Genomic DNA, 16,921 nt, shown 5'->3' on the forward strand with positions numbered 1-16,921 from the left:
GCGGCAGGGTATGGCGAGTCGGATCTGCGAGCGAGAGGCATGTCGGCAACACCAAGCTCTGATGAGCAGTCCGTCGATCCGCGCCGCAGCGCCCTTATGGCACGCATTCGTGGCAAGAACACAAAGCCCGAGATCGTCGTTCGCCGTCTTGCTCATAGTCTCGGATATCGATTTCGGCTGCATCGTCGCGACCTGCCAGGCAGTCCTGATCTAGTTTTTCCCTCAAGGCGCAAAATTATCTTCGTCCATGGCTGCTTCTGGCATCGTCATCCCCGTTGCAAGAAGACAACAACGCCTTCCACGCGGCGAGATTTCTGGCGAAACAAATTCGAGCAAAATGTCGAGCGAGATATTCGGAATGAAATTGCGCTCATTGCTGCTGGCTGGGATTTGCTCGTGATCTGGGAATGTGAAACGACAGATATTGAGAAATTGACAGAAACGCTGCATCTGTTCCTCGGCCCATCGGTGTCTACAAATCCTTAACTCGGACGGCCTTGGCAGAGCCGGGATGTCAGCCAGCCTCGCTCCTGCCAACCTCCCGCCCGCTGTCGCCTCCTGGCGCGACCAGATCGAGCGCCTGTCCGAGCACGCGTCGCCGTGCCGGTATCTAACCCCGGCGCGATGGGCTGCGATGCGCGCGAACGCGCTGGCCTTCCTCGACGAGCACGGCGCCGAGGCGCACCGGCTCGGCTGGACGGCTGAACAGCTCTTCGGCGTGCATCCCGAGCACGGCTTCCTGCGCGTCGAGTATGCCGGCGCCCTGATGGTCAACGACAGCAAGGTCGTAGGCGTCGAGCCCAACCGAATCGTGTTCGACCGGTTCAGCGGATACCGGACGAAGCCCGGTCAGACCTGGGGCCCGCCGGTCTGGGAGTTCGCGGCCAAGGGGCGCTGACCTTTACGCCAGCGGAAGGCCAGACACGGCGCTCCAGGCCTTCGCCCGCGCCCACGCGGCGGCCAGCGCCTCGATCGCCTCATCCCGGGTCGCGGCCTCACCGCTCAGCGGCCGGACGCCCGTCGCCTCGTGCCCGCGCTGGCAGCCGGTGCAGTACCAGAACCAGATCCCATCCTGCGGGCCGCCGTCCATGCGACGGATTCGGCCGACGTGCTGGCCAGCCTCCTCGGCGACGAAATCGTGGTGCGTGTCGGGGAAGGTGCGGCGCCAAACGAAGGTCATGTTGCTACGCCAAGGCGGCCATCAGCAGGCATTCTCGAGCCGTCTCCAGCCGCTCCTCGTCCGATCGATCAAGCAGGTCGGCGGCGATTTTCTCAACGATCTGTCGTGTGACTGCTTCGTCCAGACCTAGCCCGCGCGCGAATCCGTCGACGCGGCGCATCATGTACTGGATCGCGGCTTGCTGGCGTAGAGGAGCGGGACCCTCGGTCATCTCATCACCCCAAGAACTCTCGCAGCAAGAGCAGAGCGACGCCGACAGCGACCAGTGAGTACATAACGAACCGGAAAGTGCGGTCTCTGGGCATGGCGTAGGCCTATCGACCTTCAACGAACATGAGCAGCAGCGCCCTGACGAGCATCAGGCTTCCGAAGATCCCAACCGCGAAGACATTGCATGCCGAGTAACCGAGGATAGGTTCTGAGAGCTATATGGTGGCGAAGAAGATTCACCCGGGTGCCATCTGCGGTGTCATCCCTTGATCGGATTGGCCAGCAGGATCGCGGTCTGAACCATGTTGCGCTTCCAGGCCGGCTTGTCGGTGGTGAGCGCCTCGGCCGCGCGGGTCTTGGTGCGAAGCGTCTCGACGAGGTCGAGCGCCCATCCCTTGGCGAGCGGGAAGGCCTCGGTTGCCAGATCCGCGAGCACCGCATCGACCGCGGCGTCGACCTCTTGGTCGGTGACCTCGGCGGCCTTGCGCAGCTCGGAGACGGTTGCGGGATCCCTGGCCATGGCCGAGGGGCAGCGCGGACCTGCTCGGGTGTCGCGGTGGCAACAAATGGTTTGACAATCCGACACCTAAACCATTGGTACTGGTGGTGTGGTTTGCCGCGATTTCAGCAGCTAAGCGCTTGAGCTGAAACACATAAGCCGGGCATCATAATCCTTGTGTCGGGGGTTCAAATCCCTCCCTCGCTACCACTGATTTTATCGAGCTTTTCGGCGCCACGGACGATTCGACCGGTAAACTCGTACCGGATTGGTACCGATGTCGCCTGTGTGCATGGACCGCTTCAGGTCCATTGCTCTAAAATGGCGCTTTCGTTCTTTCAGCTCAAGCGATCAACGACCGGCAACCGCGCCGATGGTGATGGCACGTCGGCCACCGGTCCTGCGCCAGCAAGGGAGTCGCATCGGCATCTTTTTGTAGTTGCATCTTCCAAGCTGGAACGAGGGTTCGACTTCCTCCGTCTCCGCCAGCATGACTCGACATCATCTAAGTCGCTGCGGTTGCTGGATTTTGCGAAAGTTAGATTCGCGGTTTGACCCCGATATGTCCCCCCACGGCGGCACCGGCTCCAGCTTCTGAAGGTACACCGGTCTCGCGCCGCCAAGCGCCGCGACACAGCTGATAGGCTCGAAATGAAGGAACAGTGGTTCCTTCAACCCGGCCTGAGCCAGGCGGCCGGAAGGAACCGTGCGGCGTGACCGGCAACGATCTGGGCCGTCGCACCGTGGAAGGTGTCGCCATCGACGACGGGTCCTGTAGGCGGCATTCTCCTCCCATCCAAAGGTCGGAGGTGAGAGGCGTCCGATCGCAAGTCGGCGGACGTCCTATCGTCGCCTCCCACCGCCTCTCCGGAAGCGTGCTCCCGCGTGGCTTGCATCAGAGCTCGCCGAGTCGGGGGCAGCGGCTCATCATCGGCACCTGCGGAGGACGACGGAAATCGGGTGACGGGCACCTCGAGGGAGATGACCTTCCCTCTCTCTCGCGGAACTGTTCCTCAAGTTACGAAATGGACATCGCCTCGAAGCAAGCCGCGCATGCGGCGCCTGGCCAGTATAATGGCTTCGCGCTTCAGCCGGTGCGCTTCTGCCATCACCTTCTGACGGCTCCGCCGGGAGCGCTCGTCCCGCTCGAGCACCTGGACGATGTCGCCGTTCACTACCCGGACGGCTCCGTCCTGCTTGAGCAATGCAAGAGCGGGCCCAGGCAGAATCCGGTGCCCGACAGGACGGCCGATCTCTGGAAGACCTTCGCATTGGCTTGGAGGGTGCCGACGCGGACAGGAAAGTTGGTCCAGGCGCTTGACGAAGCCCGCAGCGAAGACGAGGTGGCTTCGGTCGACGCGAAGGCTGGAAGACTGGTCTAGAATACCGCGACATCCGCCGCGTGCGCATCGCATCTGAAAAGATATCTAGCCGCGGACAAGGACCTTCGAGCATGCGTGATTGCTCGGTTCCGTCTGGAGAACGGCGACCACTCTCCCGTTTCACCTTTGCTGAAACTCATCGAGGTGACGGATCCGCCGGAACTCGCGTTGGCCATAGCCAGGAGCGCCTTCGGCATCGCGAAGCAATGGGCCGACGAATTGATCCGCGCAGGCAGGCCGGCGATCATCGAAGTAGATGCCTACAAGCGGCAGTTCCGTTCCTTCATCCAAAGGCACAACCTGCCGGACCTTCTGGTCTCCCTGGCTCCCAAGCCCGTGCCCGGCGACATCGAAGCCCTGTTGGCCGTCCGGCCTACGTTCGTCCGCCAGCTCGAGATCATCGAGGCGGGGCTGGACGAAACGTCCTGTGCGGTGAGCGACTACCTGCGAACGTCGGCGGACAAGACGATGTGGGCGGAGCAAGGCCTCCTCTATGTCCTGGAGCAGGCCAGGCACGAGCGCCGCCCCTCCGCTGGTAGTGGCCTCGTCTGCCACTCCGACCGCGGCTCGCACTACGTCAGCATCCGCTACACTGAGCGCCTTACTGAGGCCGGCGACCGAGATGGACGTGAAGCCGAACGTCCGGTTCTGCGCGCGATGGCGATTTGGCATGACGTAGTCTGGCCGATAGCGGCTGGTCCGCTCCGGAGGAGACACGACGCGAAAGCAGACCCGATCTATCCGGCCGTAAGCCGGATCCCGAACGCCGCCCCCGTCGTGGCTGGCCGGTTCACGGGGCCGGGTTCGCCCCGGGCCCGGCGCAAGTGAAGCATGGGCCGCCGCGCATAGGCCGCTACGACTCGCAGGCCGCCGGACCCGCCCAGCTGCCCGCGCTAGCCCCTCTCCACCATGACGACGATGTACACGCAGGGGACAGACCCCTCGTTACACAGACGGTAAGACGACTCGATCATGAAGGAGAGGGTGTCCCCGGACGAGATTTTGTACTCTTGGTCATCTATCAGGGCGGTCAATTCGCCTTCCTGCATCAGGATATGTTTTTCGACCGCGGTCGGATAGACGGGCAGAAGCCCGGATGATTGGCCGGGCGGAATGCAGTGCTTGACGATCTCGGCGCCCCCGCCCTCGCGCAGGGGCGACAGCACCGTCCGCTCGAAGCCGCTCTGCGGATCGCGGAACGTGACTTGGTCCGCGCTCCGGTTCGACGCGACCCCGGTCGCCGCCGGCTCGACGCCGAGCAGGGACGACATCGAAACGTTCAACCCTCGCGCGATGCGCACGATGATCGGCAGGGTTGGCGACTTTTCGCTCCGCTCGATCGCGGAGAGGAAGGCCCGGCTCACCTGAGAGCGCCCGGACAACTCGTTGAGCGTCAAGCCTCGCTTCTTGCGCAGGTCACGGACGCGCCCGCCGAGATTTTTCGAGACCGTTTCGCACAGTCGCCCCTGCGACTCAGCGTCCCTGTCGTGCTCGCTGCTCTCGTCGCCGAGCGGTGATGGACCGATGTCGGCCGTCAAAGCACGATCAGGATTCGGCGAGGTCTTCATCGGAGGCGAGCCACATCCCAGGATCCCGGCAGCACGGGCCGCCATACAGGGCTCTACACCGGCGATCCAAGCGTCGTCGAAAAGATGAGCCCGCGGGCCGTTCCATGATCCCCTATCAATCCAGTGAATTCTTCTATAGAAGAAAAATGTGATCGCGAATCACCAATTCCGGCCGTGAATGCGCGGGCGGGGTGAACAAGGCCGAGACGGCCGATCGGGAAGGAAGCGCCTAGAATGCCCCCTGGATCCGTAGATCCGGGGCCGTGCGGTGCTGGCGCGAGACTCATCGCCCGAACGTCGTCCGAAGCCTGGCCTCACCCAGACCGACTCCGCCCCGGAGTTTGAGCACTCGACGGCCGAACCTCCTTGTTCGGATGTCGAACTTCAGAACAGGACGGGCGGCCTCACCGTGCTGTCCTCAGCGTCCGGGGGGATGTGAGATGGCGACAGCCGCTGTGTTGGGTCGTGCCGCGAGCATGACGGCCAAGGAGAAGCGCGTCATCGTGGCCGCTTCACTCGGCACGGTGTTCGAGTTCTACGATTTCTTCCTGATCGGGTTGCTGGCCTCTGAGATCGCCAAAGCCTTCTTCTCCGGGGTGAACCCGACGGCGGGCTTCATCTTCACACTTCTGGGATTCGCCGCGGGCTTCCTGCTGCGCCCGTTCGGCGCCGTCGTGTTCGGCCGCCTCGGCGACCTCGTCGGCCGGAAATACACCTTCCTCGTCACCATCCTGCTGATGGGCCTCTCGACCTTCGTGGTCGGCCTCGTGCCGACCTACGCGACCATCGGCATCACGGCGCCGATCGCCTTCATCACCCTGCGCATGATCCAGGGGCTGGCCCTTGGCGGCGAGTTCGGCGGCGCCATCATCTACGTGGCCGAGCACGCCCCGGCCGACCGTCGTGCGGCCTGGAACGGCTACGTGGTCCTGACCGCGGCGCTCGGCTTCCTGCTGGCCGTCGGGGTGATCATCCCGCTCCGCCTCAGCCTCGGGGCAGGTCCGTTCACGGATTGGGGCTGGCGCATCCCATTCCTGGTCTCGGTGATCCTGCTGGCCATCTCGGTCTGGATCCGGCTGATGCTCGACGAGAGCCCGGAGTTCCGGCGCATGAAGGCGGAGGGCAAGGGCTCGAAGGCCCCCGTGGCCGAGGCCTTCGGCCAGTGGCGCAACCTGCGCCTGATCCTCATCGCGGCCCTGTGCATCGTCCCCGGCCAGGCGGTGGTCTGGTACACGGGCCAGTTCTACTCGTTCTTCTTCCTGACCAAAGTCCTCAAGGTCGAGGGGCTGACCGCCAACCTGCTCCTGATCATCGCCACCGCGCTCTCGGCGCCGCTCTACGTGGTGTTCGGCGCCCTGGCCGACCGCATCGGCCGCAAGCCGGTGTTCCTGATGGGTTTCGTCCTGGCGGCGGTGCTGACCCTGCCGATCTTCCACGCCCTGACCACCTACGCGAACCCGGCGCTGGCGCGGGCGCAGGAGAATGCGCCGATCACCGTGGTGGCCGATCCCGCCGAGTGCGCGGTGCAGTTCAACCCGGTCGGGACCGCCACGTTCACGTCGTCCTGCGACGTGGTGACGGACGCGGTCGCCAAGCTCGGCCTCAGCTACGACCGGCGCAGCGGCACGGGTCCGGCGACGGTGCAGGTCGGCTCCGCGCGCGTGGCCGGCTCCGCGGGCAACACGCCCGATGCGGCTACCCAGAAGGCGCGGTTCGAGCGCGAGCTGAAGGCCGCGCTGGCCGCCGCCAGCTACCCGCTCGGCGACGCGGACCCGAACGCCATCAACAAGCCGATGATCGTGCTGCTGCTGTTCGTCCTCCTGAGCTTCGGCACCATGACCTTCTCGGCCTCCACCACCGCGTTGCTGGAGATGTTCCCCTCGCGCATCCGCTACACGGCGATGTCGTTCCCCTACAATCTCAGCTCGGCGTGGTTCGGGGGGTTCCTGCCGGCCACCGCCTTCTCGATCGTGGCGGCCACCGGCAACGTCTATTCCGGCCTCTACTACCCGATCGGCGTCGCCGTCGCCGCGGCAATCCTCAGCCTCCTGTTCGCGCGCGAGACGCGCGGGACGGACATCTCCCGGGCCTGACCCAATCCGCGCCCTGACGCCGGATGCCACAGCGGAGCGTGCCATGAGCCTGACCTACTTCATGCCGACCCGGGTCGTCTGGGGTCCCGGTTCCCTCGACGGCGTCGGGCCGGCGACCCACGGCCTGGGATGTCGCAACGTTCTGGTCGTCACCGATCCGGTGATCGGCAAGCAAGCCTTCTTCGCCCGCGTCCTAGACAGCCTGAGAGCGGCCGGGCTCGAGACCGCACTGTTCGACGCCTGCGGGATCGACGCGCGGCTCGCGCATATCGACGAACAGGCGGCCCGCTGCCGCGCGGAGCGGATCGATGGCATCGTCTGCGTCGGCGGCGGCTCGGTGATGTGCACCGGCAAGGGCGTGGCGATCGTCGCGGCCAACGGCACCACCCTGCGCGATCACCTGGGCGCCGGGAATTTCGACCGGCCGGCGCTGCCGATGGTCATGGTGCCGACCACGGCGGGGTCGGGGTCGGAGGTTTCGCAGTTCACCATCGTCAAGGACGAGGAACGGCACCTGAAGCTTCTCGCCGGCGGGCCGCTGAGCTTCCCGGCGGTCGCCGTCCTCGATCCCGCGGTGCTGGCGACGCTGCCGCGGAGCGCGGCGGTCCTGCCCGCGGTCGACGCGCTGACGCACGCGATCGAGGCCTACCTGTCGGATCTCGCCTCGCCGCTCACCGACGCGCTGGCGCTGGAATCGGCCCGGTTGCAGGCCGCCTCGATGCGCGCCTCGATCCTCGACGGCGACGAGACCGCGCGGGCCGACAACCTGCTCGCCTCGGCCATGTCCAACATCGCCTGCGGCAACGCCCGGCTCAGCCACGCGCACGCCCTGTCGTTGCCCCTCGAAGGTCATCTCGACCTCGCGCACCCGCTCGGCGTCGGGACGCTCGTGCCCTGGACCATGGCCCACAACGCAGCGGCGGTGCCCGCCAAGGGCCGACGGCTGGCCGAGGCCCTCGGGGCCGACGTCGACGGACTCACCGACGCGCAGGCCGTCGAGGCCGGCGTCGCGGCCCTGTTCCGCCTCTACGACGACATCGGCTTCGCCCGCCATCTGACGCCGGATCACCTGCCGCCGGAGCGCTGCGCCGAGATGGCCCGCCTCGCGGTTCCGGGCCTCTACGCGCCGCAGACGCCCCCGCGCATCGACGAGGATACCCGCATCGTCGCGCCGGCGGCCCGGCCGATGACCGTCGCGCAGGCGACGCGGATCTACGAGCGCTGCCTCGGCCGCTGAGGCCCAGGGGACGCGCGGGAACCAAACACAGATCAGGAGATCAGGGATGGACGAGTCCTCGACCCCCGGCCAGCCGGGTTCAAGCGCCGCGTCGGAGCGCGGGCCGGAGGCCGGCGTGCGCGACCTGGACATGTATATCGACGGCGACTGGCGTGCCTCGGCCACCGGGCGATGGATTGAGACCAAGGATCCCTACACCAACCGGGTCTGGGCGCGGATCCCCGAGGCCGGCGCCGCGGACGTCGATGCGGCCGTCCGCGCGGCGCACGCCGCGTTCTCCGACGGTCCGTGGGCGCGCATGACCGCCAGCGACCGCGGGCTGCTGCTCCACCGTCTCGGCGACGTGATCGCCGCGAACGCGCAGGTGCTGGCCGATCTGGAAGTCCGCGACAACGGAAAGCTCATGGTCGAGATGCTCGGCCAGATGAAGTACCTGCCGCGCTGGTTCCAATACTACGGCGGTCTCGCCGACAAGATCGAGGGTTCGGTGCCGCCGACCGACAAGGTCGGCATGTTCAACTACGTCGTACACGAGCCGATCGGCGTGGTCGGAGCGATCACGCCGTGGAACTCGCCACTCCTGCTGACGGTGTGGAAGCTCGCACCGGCGCTCGCGGCGGGCAACACCGTGGTGGTCAAGCCCTCCGAGTTCGCCTCGGCCTCCATGCTCGGGCTGGCGCGGCTGTTCGCGGAAGCGGGCTTCCCGAAGGGTGTCGTCAACGTGGTGACCGGCTACGGGGCCGAGGCCGGCCGCGCGCTGGTCGAGCACCCGCTCGTGGAGCGCATCGCCTTCACGGGCTCCGACCTCGGCGGTGCCAAGATCTCGGAGGCCGCGGGCCGCCAGTTCAAGCGCGTGTCGCTGGAACTCGGGGGCAAGTCCCCGCACATCGTATTCGCGGACGCCGACATCGACGCGGCGGTCAAGGGCGTCATCTCCGGCATCTTCGCCGCCGCCGGCCAGACCTGCATGGCGGGTTCGCGGCTGCTGCTGCACGCCTCGATCCACGACGCCTTCGTCGAGAAGCTCGTGGCGCGCATGCGGGAGGCCCGGCTCGGCGATCCCCGCGCGGCCGATACCGATGTCGGCCCGATCGCCACCGAGCCGCAGCTCGCGAAGGTTCTGGACTACATCGAGATCGCCAAGGCCGAGGGCGCCCGCTGCGTGCTCGGCGGCAAGCGGGCGAGCGATCCCCGGCTCGGCGAGGGCTGGTTCGTCGAGCCGACGATCTTCACGGGCGTGACCAACCAGATGCGGATCGCCCGCGAGGAGGTGTTCGGCCCGTTGCTATCGATCATGACGTTCGAGACCGACGATGAAGCCGTGGCGATCGCCAACGACACGCCCTACGGCCTCGCCGCCGGGTTCTGGACGACGGATCTCGGACGGGCCCTGAACCTGCCCAGGCGCCTGCGTGCGGGCACCGTATGGGTGAACGCCTACCGTGTGGTCAGCTACCTCGCGCCCTTCGGCGGGTTCAAGAACTCCGGCATCGGTCGGGAGAACGGGCTCGCGGCGATCCACGAGTACCTTGAGACAAAGAGCGTCTTTATCAATCCAAAATCGTCCATCACGAACCCGTTCACTCTGCAATAATGTAACCATAGGTACAGCGCGCCGGTCCAAGCTGGACAATACTGCAAGACCTGGCGCCTGGACGCGACGACAAGACGGGAGCCCGGGCCAGGGCCCGGCAGCCCGCGACACGGATCACGAGGGAGGCCCCCGATGGCGTTGAACCTGACGCAGAAGCTCGTCCAGTCCCACCTCGCCGAGGGCGACCTCACCCCGGGCGGCGAGATCGCTCTCAGGATCGACCAAACCCTCCTGCAGGACGTGCTCGGCGGCCTCGTCATGCTTGAGCTGGAGGCGATGGGCGTCGAGCGCGTCAAGGTCGGTCTCGCGGCGCAATACATCGACCACAACCTTGTCCAGAACGACCAGCTCAACGCGGATGAGCACATGTTCCTGCGCTCGGCCTGCCGCCGATTCGGGGTCTGGTACTCGCGGCCGGGCAACGGCATCAGCCATCCGGTCCATATGCAGAGCTTCGGCAAGCCCGGGCAGACGCTGGTCGGTTCCGACAGCCATAGCCCCGCGGCCGGGTCGCTCGGCATGCTGGCTTTCGGGGCGGGCGGCGTCGAGGTCGCGCTCGCCATGGCGGGGGAGCCATTACAGCTGCGCATGCCCCGGGTCAGGGGCGTGAAGCTGACCGGGTCGCTGCCCGACTGGGTGAGCGCCAAGGACGTGATCCTGACGCTGCTCGGCCGCCACGGGGTCGAGGGCGGCTTCGGCCGGATCATCGAGTATTACGGGCCGGGCCTGGAGGGCCTGACCGCCATGGACCGGCACGTCATCGCCAACATGGGCGCCGAGATGGGCGCCACCACGAGCGTGTTCCCCTCCGATGCGTCGACGAAGGCCTTCCTCGACGGTGTCGGGCGCGGCGGCGACTGGACGCCGCTCGCGGCCGACGCGGGCTGCGCTTACGACGACCACGAGGAGGTCGACCTGTCCTCCCTCGTACCGATGATCGCCAAGCCGTCGAGCCCCGGCAACGTCGTGCCCGTCTCGGAGGTCGCCGGCACCGAGATCTACCAGGCTTACATCGGCTCCTCGGCCAATCCGGGCTTCCGCGACTTCGCGGTGGCGGCCGCCATCGTGAAGGGCCGCACCGCCCACGATCGGGTGTCCTTCGACATCAACCCCTCGACCCGGGTCGTGCTGGAGACCCTGATCCGGGACGGCCAGCTCTCCGACCTTATCCACGCCGGCGCTCGGGTCCATCAGGCCGGCTGCAACGGCTGCATCGGCATGGGCCAAGCCCCCGCCTCGGGGCGCAACTCCCTGCGGACGGTGCCGCGCAACTTCCCCGGCCGCTCCGGCACCCGGGAGGACAGCGTGTTCCTGTGCTCCCCGGAGACGGCCGCGGCCTCGGCGCTCACCGGCGTCATCACCGATCCGCGCACCCTCGACATGCCCTACCCGCGGATCGTGCCGCCCGCGATGGTGCCGGCCAACACCACGATGCTGGTGGCGCCCTTGGCCGAGGCGGAGGCCCGGGCGGTGCGGCTGGAGAAATCCGAAAACATCACGACGCTGCCCGACCTCGGCAAGCTCGGGCCCGACATCCGCGTGCCGGTGATGCTGAAGACCGGCGACGACATCTCCACCGACGACATCATGCCGGCGGGCGCCCGGGTGATGCCCTACTGGTCGAACATCCCGAAGACGAGCGAGTTCACCTTCGAGCCGATCGACGACACCTACCCGAAGCGGGCGAAGCAAGGCGGCAAGGAGCGCACCGGCCACGCCATCGTCGGCGGCCTGAATTACGGCCAGGGCTCGAGCCGCGAGAACGCCGCGCTCGCCCCGCGGTATCTCGGGCTGGAGGTCGTGCTGGCCAAGAGCTTCGCCCGGATCCACTGGCAGAACCTCGTAAATTTCGGCGTCCTGCCGCTGACCTTCCAGGACTTGGCCGACTACGACCGGCTGGAGATGGGCGACACGGTGGAGATCAACGGCGTCGCCGACGCGCTGGCGGCGGGCCGGGAGATCACCGCGACCGTCCGGGGCGGCAAGGCGACGATCCGGCTGCGGCACGACCTGTCGCCGCGCCAGATCGAGATCCTGCTCGCGGGCGGCGTGATCAACTGGCTGCGCGGGCGCATCCAGCCCGAACCCGCCCGCACCGTCGCCTGAGAACTGTTGACCAGGCCGGCGCGCGGCACCTGTGAGGCGCGCGCCGCACACGTTGGCTCCCGGCCCGGGTCGGGTGCCGCCGGCCGGTCGCCCCAGAACCCGAGATCGAACACGTCTATCGGTGACAGGCTTCACCGTCACGAAGAGATGGAGGACTCAGCATGATCGTCACACGCCGCAACCTGCTCGGATCGGCGGCGATCGGCGCCGGCCTGATCACCAGCCCGGCCGTGCTGCGGGCACAGGCGCCGAAGGTGCTGCGCATCTCGCACCAGTTTCCGGGCGGCACTCTGGAGTCCGGTGACGCCCGCGACCGCATCTGCCGCCGCTTCGGCCATGAGCTCGAGAAGCGCACCGGCGGCAGCCTGACGGTACAGGTCTATCCGGGTTCCTCGCTGGTGAAGACGCTCGCGCAGTTCAGCGCGGTGCGCAAAGGGGCCGTCGACCTGAGCCTCGTGCCGCTCTCCTACGCGGGCGGCGAGCTGCCGGAGGCCAACATCGCCCTGATGCCGGCCCTGGTGACGAACTACGATCAGGCCGCCCGGTGGCGCACCGCGCCGGTCGGAGAGCGGCTCGCCAAAACGCTCAACGACAAGGGCGTGATGATCGTGACCTGGGTCTGGCAATCGGGAGCGGTCGCCTCGCGCGTCCACCCGATCCTCGTGCCCTCCGACGTGAAGGGCGTAAAGATCCGCGGCGGCGGCCGCGAGATGGACCTCGTGTTCCAGGCCTCCGGCGCCATCGTCTCCACCATGCCGTCGAGCGAGATGTATATCGGCATGCAGACCGGCGCGCTGGAGGCGGCGGTGAGCGCCTCCACGAGCCTGATCTCGTTCCGTCTCGACGAGCTGACCAAGAATCTCACCGCCGGCCGGGGGCGCTCCTTCTGGTTCATCCTGGAGCCGCTGATCATCTCCAAGGCAACGTTCGAGGCGCTGACGCCGGAGCAGCAGAGGGCTGTTCAGGAGATCGGCCAGGAGCTGGAGGCCTTCTCCTTCGCGGCCGCCAAGGCCGATGACGAGGAGATCACCAAGATCTACGCCGCCCGCGGTGCCAAGATCCACGAACTCACGGCCGATCACATTCAGACATGGCGTGAGGCGGCCCGCGACACGGCCTGGAAGGATTTCGCCGGCAAGAACGCCTCGTGCGCCGAGCTGCTCAGGCTCGCGGAGCAGGTGCAGTGAGGTGCGCCCGGATGCGGCTCCCCCTCCTGCGGAACGCATAAGCGATATCCGACGCTCGCCGAGATGTCTGCCGGGATCTGCGAGCGCGGCATCGACCCCCTGAATGCCGACGCGCGTCGAGACCGAAGGGATGCCTCCGAAGCCCTCCGCGGCGGCCCCCAGCGCGGTCGTCAAGCCGCATGTCCGCTCAAGCCGCAGGTCAGCTTTCGAGATGTCCGCGTTTCGACCCAGATCGGTTTGGGCGCAATGCCGAATGTCTGGTCCTGCGTGCGCTGACGATCCGGCGTGACGCAGTCTGGCCGAAAGCCGCCAGTCCGCTTCGGAGGAGGTCCGCCGGAAAAGCGGACGGCCCGCTGCCGACTCATATGAGACGTGCCGATGATCGTCGGCGCCTCTCGAAACCGGTCATTCGCGACCATCCGGCAAGTTCGGCTTGAGTTGCCTGCGATTGGAGACCGAAGCGCGCAGTTCCAGAATGCGAGCATTCCGCATCATGAACGCCCAAGCGCCTATCGTAGGAAAGACTGCTCACCGAGGCGCCGTACCGATCTGTCTGCAGGGAACCCGCCGCCTAAAAATTGATCCGGATCAAAGTCGGTCAGCGTGCCGAGTGCATCGCTTCGAGGATGGACTGCTCATCGCTCTACATAAGTCAGAAGCTGGCCACGCCCGACGAGATCACCGACATCGTCGAGATTTCACGCGCGCGCAACGCCGTGCTCGACGTCACGGGCGCGTTGGTCGCCTTGCAACACTGGTTCGCCCAGATCCTCGAAGGCTCTGGCGGATCAATCGACACGCTCATGACGAGCATCAGCCCAGATCGGAGACATCGGGACGTCCAGATCCTCGTCTACGAGGACATCAAGGAGCGGCAGTTCCCGGATTGGACCCTCGCCTATAACGGCTCAGCCCACTTCGTCGATGGATTGATTGAGGTCTTGGCCGTCCGGACGGGCGCTACGCTTGTACCCTACCACTTGCATCGTCTGATCCAGGGCATTGCCGAGTTCACCCGCCGCCTCCACTGAACACTGGCGCTGGCGAATGGCTCGAACCGGCTCGGCATGCCTCTTGAGCGGGCGTAGAGCAGGCCTCACGAAAGCCTGTGATGGGGCGAGAGCTGATGCCCTCTGGCTTCGCCGCTCTAAGCAGAGCGGCACGGCGCCGACCTGTACAGTTGTTCGACCAATCACCTCCGGAGGCTGCGCGCACGGTCGGGCGGACCGGGCTCGGTCTCAGTGCTCCGTGCCTAAGAAGACGCCGATGCAGTGGAACCCAAGCCACACTTCGAAGGGTCGGCCGTTTGCCAAGGTCTTCGAGACGGCCAAAGCCTCGGCATCATCGAAGGCGTAGAGCGTGCAAAGATCGCACCACTCGGCGTATTCGTTGAGCAAGACGAATGTGTATCGCATGCGGACGAACGATGGCGGTGGCGTGGATGCCTCATCCTCGTCGTCTGACATGGCACCGCCCTCGGCGAGTGACGCGACCGCCAGCATCTTGGGGGAGGAAAAACCGACCAAGACGCCAGCGGTCGCGGCTGACACCCGAAGGGCCAGCGCGCAATGCTGCGCCAGCGAGCGACGGGAACTTTGTGTTAGATCAATCCGCCGGGGCAGACAGCCTGCGCGAGCAGTATGGGCGGAGTAACCATTGTCCGCTTCGATCCATTTGGGCTCGGAAGCGGAAAGGCACAAATCCACCCTGAACGGCCCTCACGCTTCCGAACCAGTCCAGCCCTCAAGATCGGCATCGTCTCTAGTGGGCGTGGATCAGGGTCCATCTCTGGTCCTACGAACCAGTCGATTCCAGGTTTCCTGCCGTCACGGTTTCAGTCCGGGGCATAAGCGAAAGCTCTCGTTGCCGCCGTCCGTCATGTCCGTGTAGCGGTCCGGCCCGTCGACCCGGATGGTGGAGCGTTCGGTGCTACCCTCGACTTTCGGGCCGCCGAATTGGCGGCAATCCTGCTCAATTTCGAACACGTTTCCCTGCTGTTGCAGAACCCGGCTCCGGCAATCATTCGCCTTCGAACTCCCCAGACCGCCTCCGTCGTACGTTCGCAACTCGACGTTCCGCGGGTTCGTGCAATCCGTGCCCACGCCGACATAGGCGCCGTGGCGCAGGGGCAGGGTTTCAGCCAACGCCGGGCCCGATGCCCAGGAGCAGGACGCAGGCCGCGATGTATCGAGTGGTCATCGGTCATTCCCTCGAATGTCAGGGTGTCGGGAATTGGCTACGGTTGCGCGAAGGGGCTTAGGTTCCGACCGGGCCGAACAGCCGGATGAGGAAGCGGTAGTAGACCGGTTGCTTCTGCCGGAGTTCGTCGCGGGTGAAGGGTTCGCGCGCCAGCTTGCCGTGCAGGTAGACGCTGGCGGTCATGGCGAAGAACTCTCCCTGGTTCGTCAGGAGGTAGGCGCCTGCCGGGTAGAAGCCCCCGTCCTTCGCTCGCCCGTAGAACGTCAGGATGTCCGGATTATTCCGGCCGCCCGGCAGCCTCCGGAAGTGGTAGACGTGCATGGACTCGTGCAGCAGGATGGGGCGGTCGTCCTTCGGGTCCTCGACCGCGATGTCGACGTGGTCGCCGCCGCTGTAATGGCTGCGCTCACCGGCCCCGGAATGGACGACGACCGGGAAGCGGCGCAGGAAGGCTTTGGTGCCCTCGTCCAGGCTCGTCGCCTCCACGATGTCGACCTGATGCTCGGCCGCCTGACGCAACTGGCCGATCTCGGCGTTCGGGACGTCCCGGGCCATCTCGATGCGGTAGCCGCGGTAGCGTTCGCCGCCATCATCGAAGTGCAGCGTGCCGGCAGGCGCATGCCGCGGCGTCGCGTGCGCAGGTCCGCCATGAACCGCCAGTGTCCCGGCCACGGCCAGAGCCGATACGACGTGCCAGATCGGGGATGTCACCATGCTGATCTCACTTCCGCTTCTCTCGCCCTGGGGAAGGGCCCGTCTTGATGCGGAAGACCATCGCGCCGGTCCCGTTCCCCGATGTGACGGGACGCCGGAAGCGTGTAACGATATGTAACGACGTCTGTTTTTGCGTTGCCGCCCCGCCCCGGCGAGCTATCCTCGGGGCATGACAGACGGCACCACCATTGCCATCGTCGAGGACGACGACGACATCCGCGGCCAGCTCGCCGGCTACCGGGAGGAAGAAGGCTTTCGCGTCGTCTCCCTCGACGGAGGCGCAGGCCTCGACCGCCTGCTCGCGACAGGACCTAGGCCGCACCTCGTCGTCCTCGACTGGATGCTTCTTGGCGAGGACGGGCTCTCCATCTGCCGCCGCCTGCGCGAGGCGGCCGGCCCGCCGGTCGTCATACTGACCGCCAAGGACGAGGACATCGACAAGGTGCTCGGCCTGGAGATGGGTGCCGACGACTATGTGTCGAAGCCGTTCAGCGCCCGCGTCCTGTTGGCCCGCATCCGCGCGGTCCGGCGTCGCGCGAATGGCGCCCCCGCCTCGGTGGAACCCGCGCCCGAACGGCTCGCCGTCGCCGACCCTATCGTCGACCTCGCGGGCCGCGCCGTCACCATCGGCGAGCCGGCTGCCGAGATCCCGCTCACCAGCGCCGAGTACGATCTCCTGCACTGTTTCGTCACCCGGCCCCAACGGGTGCTCTCTCGCGACCAGCTCCTCGACTGGACACGGGGCCGCGCGGCGGACGCTTTCGACCGCACCATCGACGTGCAGGTGAGCCGCCTCCGGCACAAGCTCGACGACGCTGATGGAAGGCGACGGCTCTGATCAAGACGGTGCGCAACGCGTGACCTTGCCCCCTGGTCTGCCCTCATTCTGAAGCTAGAGTCCGTCGATCAGGAGACGGACGATGAAGAAGAGCCGGTTCAGCGAAGAGCAGAT

17 protein-coding genes and 1 pseudogene are annotated in these 16,921 nt (G+C 66.4%); 11 read left to right on the forward strand and 7 right to left on the reverse strand.

Annotated elements, in window-relative coordinates; genetic code table 11:
* The first annotated feature begins 39 nt into the window (after nt 1-39).
* On the forward strand, nt 40-486 hold the full coding sequence (locus ABIC70_RS27325; RefSeq protein WP_354442228.1) for a very short patch repair endonuclease: 447 nt from the start codon (nt 40-42) through the stop codon (nt 484-486).
* Between the two features lie 148 nt (nt 487-634).
* Nucleotides 635-898 carry a hypothetical protein gene (locus ABIC70_RS27330; protein ID WP_354442230.1) on the forward strand — a complete coding sequence of 88 codons (264 nt, stop codon included), beginning with the start codon at nt 635-637 and terminating at the stop codon, nt 896-898.
* A 3-nt stretch (nt 899-901) separates the two neighbouring features.
* Here the strand turns inward: ABIC70_RS27330 and ABIC70_RS27335 are convergent, their stop codons facing one another.
* The 3 genes from ABIC70_RS27335 to ABIC70_RS27345 all read right to left on the reverse strand — a co-directional run bounded on the left by ABIC70_RS27335 (nt 902) and on the right by ABIC70_RS27345 (nt 1,910).
* A complete protein-coding gene (locus ABIC70_RS27335) occupies nt 902-1,180 on the reverse strand; it encodes a hypothetical protein (RefSeq protein WP_354442232.1) in 279 nt (92 codons plus the stop codon).
* Between the two features lie 4 nt (nt 1,181-1,184).
* Nucleotides 1,185-1,391: a hypothetical protein gene (locus tag ABIC70_RS27340; RefSeq protein ID WP_182592104.1), complete on the reverse strand. Its 207-nt coding sequence runs from the start codon at nt 1,389-1,391 to the stop codon at nt 1,185-1,187.
* Between the two features lie 258 nt (nt 1,392-1,649).
* Entirely contained in the window at nt 1,650-1,910 is a 261-nt protein-coding gene (locus ABIC70_RS27345) for a hypothetical protein (RefSeq protein ID WP_354442234.1), read from the reverse strand.
* A 1,004-nt stretch (nt 1,911-2,914) separates the two neighbouring features.
* On the opposite strand from ABIC70_RS27345, the gene ABIC70_RS27350 reads away from it, so the two are divergent.
* The gene (locus tag ABIC70_RS27350; protein WP_043384652.1) at nt 2,915-3,271 is read left to right on the forward strand and encodes a hypothetical protein; all 357 of its coding nucleotides are present in this window, start codon (nt 2,915-2,917) and stop codon (nt 3,269-3,271) included.
* Nucleotides 3,272-3,757: 486 nt separating this feature from the next.
* Nucleotides 3,758-3,886 (forward strand): annotated as a pseudogene (locus ABIC70_RS27355) (IS3 family transposase); the annotation flags it as partial.
* Between the two features lie 278 nt (nt 3,887-4,164).
* Here the strand turns inward: ABIC70_RS27355 and ABIC70_RS27360 are convergent.
* Nucleotides 4,165-4,839: a helix-turn-helix domain-containing protein gene (locus ABIC70_RS27360; RefSeq protein WP_354442236.1), complete on the reverse strand. Its 675-nt coding sequence runs from the start codon at nt 4,837-4,839 to the stop codon at nt 4,165-4,167.
* A gap of 440 nt (nt 4,840-5,279) precedes the next feature.
* Here ABIC70_RS27360 and ABIC70_RS27365 point away from each other — a divergent pair, with 440 nt between their 5' ends.
* The 6 genes from ABIC70_RS27365 to ABIC70_RS27390 all read left to right on the forward strand — a co-directional run bounded on the left by ABIC70_RS27365 (nt 5,280) and on the right by ABIC70_RS27390 (nt 14,087).
* Entirely contained in the window at nt 5,280-6,932 is a 1,653-nt protein-coding gene (locus ABIC70_RS27365; protein WP_354442238.1) for an MFS transporter, read from the forward strand.
* A 43-nt stretch (nt 6,933-6,975) separates the two neighbouring features.
* Entirely contained in the window at nt 6,976-8,169 is a 1,194-nt protein-coding gene (locus ABIC70_RS27370) for an iron-containing alcohol dehydrogenase (protein WP_354442240.1), read from the forward strand.
* Between the two features lie 115 nt (nt 8,170-8,284).
* Nucleotides 8,285-9,763 carry an aldehyde dehydrogenase gene (locus tag ABIC70_RS27375; RefSeq protein ID WP_502916052.1) on the forward strand — a complete coding sequence of 493 codons (1,479 nt, stop codon included), beginning with the start codon at nt 8,285-8,287 and terminating at the stop codon, nt 9,761-9,763.
* Between the two features lie 132 nt (nt 9,764-9,895).
* Complete coding sequence (locus ABIC70_RS27380) at nt 9,896-11,869, forward strand: aconitate hydratase (protein ID WP_354442242.1); 1,974 nt, start codon at nt 9,896-9,898, stop codon at nt 11,867-11,869.
* Between the two features lie 161 nt (nt 11,870-12,030).
* The gene (dctP, locus tag ABIC70_RS27385; RefSeq protein ID WP_078946990.1) at nt 12,031-13,056 is read left to right on the forward strand and encodes a TRAP transporter substrate-binding protein DctP; all 1,026 of its coding nucleotides are present in this window, start codon (nt 12,031-12,033) and stop codon (nt 13,054-13,056) included.
* A 578-nt stretch (nt 13,057-13,634) separates the two neighbouring features.
* Nucleotides 13,635-14,087 carry a BLUF domain-containing protein gene (locus ABIC70_RS27390; protein ID WP_354442245.1) on the forward strand — a complete coding sequence of 151 codons (453 nt, stop codon included), beginning with the start codon at nt 13,635-13,637 and terminating at the stop codon, nt 14,085-14,087.
* 207 nt (nt 14,088-14,294) lie between these two features.
* On the opposite strand, the gene ABIC70_RS27395 is transcribed toward ABIC70_RS27390, so the two are convergent.
* The 3 genes from ABIC70_RS27395 to ABIC70_RS27405 form a co-directional block, all read right to left on the reverse strand.
* Nucleotides 14,295-14,582: a hypothetical protein gene (locus ABIC70_RS27395; RefSeq protein WP_354442247.1), complete on the reverse strand. Its 288-nt coding sequence runs from the start codon at nt 14,580-14,582 to the stop codon at nt 14,295-14,297.
* Between the two features lie 300 nt (nt 14,583-14,882).
* Nucleotides 14,883-15,200, reverse strand: a complete 318-nt coding sequence (locus ABIC70_RS27400; RefSeq protein WP_139231620.1) for a hypothetical protein — start codon at nt 15,198-15,200, stop codon at nt 14,883-14,885.
* Between the two features lie 112 nt (nt 15,201-15,312).
* Nucleotides 15,313-15,969 carry a hypothetical protein gene (locus ABIC70_RS27405; protein WP_354442249.1) on the reverse strand — a complete coding sequence of 219 codons (657 nt, stop codon included), beginning with the start codon at nt 15,967-15,969 and terminating at the stop codon, nt 15,313-15,315.
* Between the two features lie 169 nt (nt 15,970-16,138).
* Between ABIC70_RS27405 and ABIC70_RS27410 the strand changes: the two genes are divergently transcribed.
* Complete coding sequence (locus ABIC70_RS27410) at nt 16,139-16,807, forward strand: response regulator (protein ID WP_354442251.1); 669 nt, start codon at nt 16,139-16,141, stop codon at nt 16,805-16,807.
* Nucleotides 16,808-16,921 lie beyond the last annotated feature (114 nt).

Source organism: Methylobacterium sp. 1973 (genome assembly GCF_040545035.1).
Classification (GTDB): Bacteria; Pseudomonadota; Alphaproteobacteria; order Rhizobiales; family Beijerinckiaceae; genus Methylobacterium; species Methylobacterium fujisawaense.

Excerpts from the sequence above, each read along its gene's own strand:
- ABIC70_RS27345 (WP_354442234.1), bottom strand. The coding sequence starts at position 1,910 with ATGGCCAGGGATCCCGCAACCGTCTCCGAGCTGCGCAAGGCCGCCGAG.
- ABIC70_RS27410 (WP_354442251.1), top strand. The coding sequence starts at position 16,139 with ATGACAGACGGCACCACCATTGCCATCGTCGAGGACGACGACGACATC.
- ABIC70_RS27340 (WP_182592104.1), bottom strand. The coding sequence starts at position 1,391 with ATGACCGAGGGTCCCGCTCCTCTACGCCAGCAAGCCGCGATCCAGTAC.
- ABIC70_RS27370 (WP_354442240.1), top strand. The coding sequence starts at position 6,976 with ATGAGCCTGACCTACTTCATGCCGACCCGGGTCGTCTGGGGTCCCGGT.
- dctP (WP_078946990.1), top strand. The coding sequence starts at position 12,031 with ATGATCGTCACACGCCGCAACCTGCTCGGATCGGCGGCGATCGGCGCC.
- ABIC70_RS27325 (WP_354442228.1), top strand. The coding sequence starts at position 40 with ATGTCGGCAACACCAAGCTCTGATGAGCAGTCCGTCGATCCGCGCCGC.
- ABIC70_RS27350 (WP_043384652.1), top strand. The coding sequence starts at position 2,915 with ATGGACATCGCCTCGAAGCAAGCCGCGCATGCGGCGCCTGGCCAGTAT.
- ABIC70_RS27330 (WP_354442230.1), top strand. The coding sequence starts at position 635 with ATGCGCGCGAACGCGCTGGCCTTCCTCGACGAGCACGGCGCCGAGGCG.
- ABIC70_RS27360 (WP_354442236.1), bottom strand. The coding sequence starts at position 4,839 with ATGAAGACCTCGCCGAATCCTGATCGTGCTTTGACGGCCGACATCGGT.
- ABIC70_RS27365 (WP_354442238.1), top strand. The coding sequence starts at position 5,280 with ATGGCGACAGCCGCTGTGTTGGGTCGTGCCGCGAGCATGACGGCCAAG.
- ABIC70_RS27405 (WP_354442249.1), bottom strand. The coding sequence starts at position 15,969 with ATGGTGACATCCCCGATCTGGCACGTCGTATCGGCTCTGGCCGTGGCC.
- ABIC70_RS27380 (WP_354442242.1), top strand. The coding sequence starts at position 9,896 with ATGGCGTTGAACCTGACGCAGAAGCTCGTCCAGTCCCACCTCGCCGAG.
- ABIC70_RS27335 (WP_354442232.1), bottom strand. The coding sequence starts at position 1,180 with ATGACCTTCGTTTGGCGCCGCACCTTCCCCGACACGCACCACGATTTC.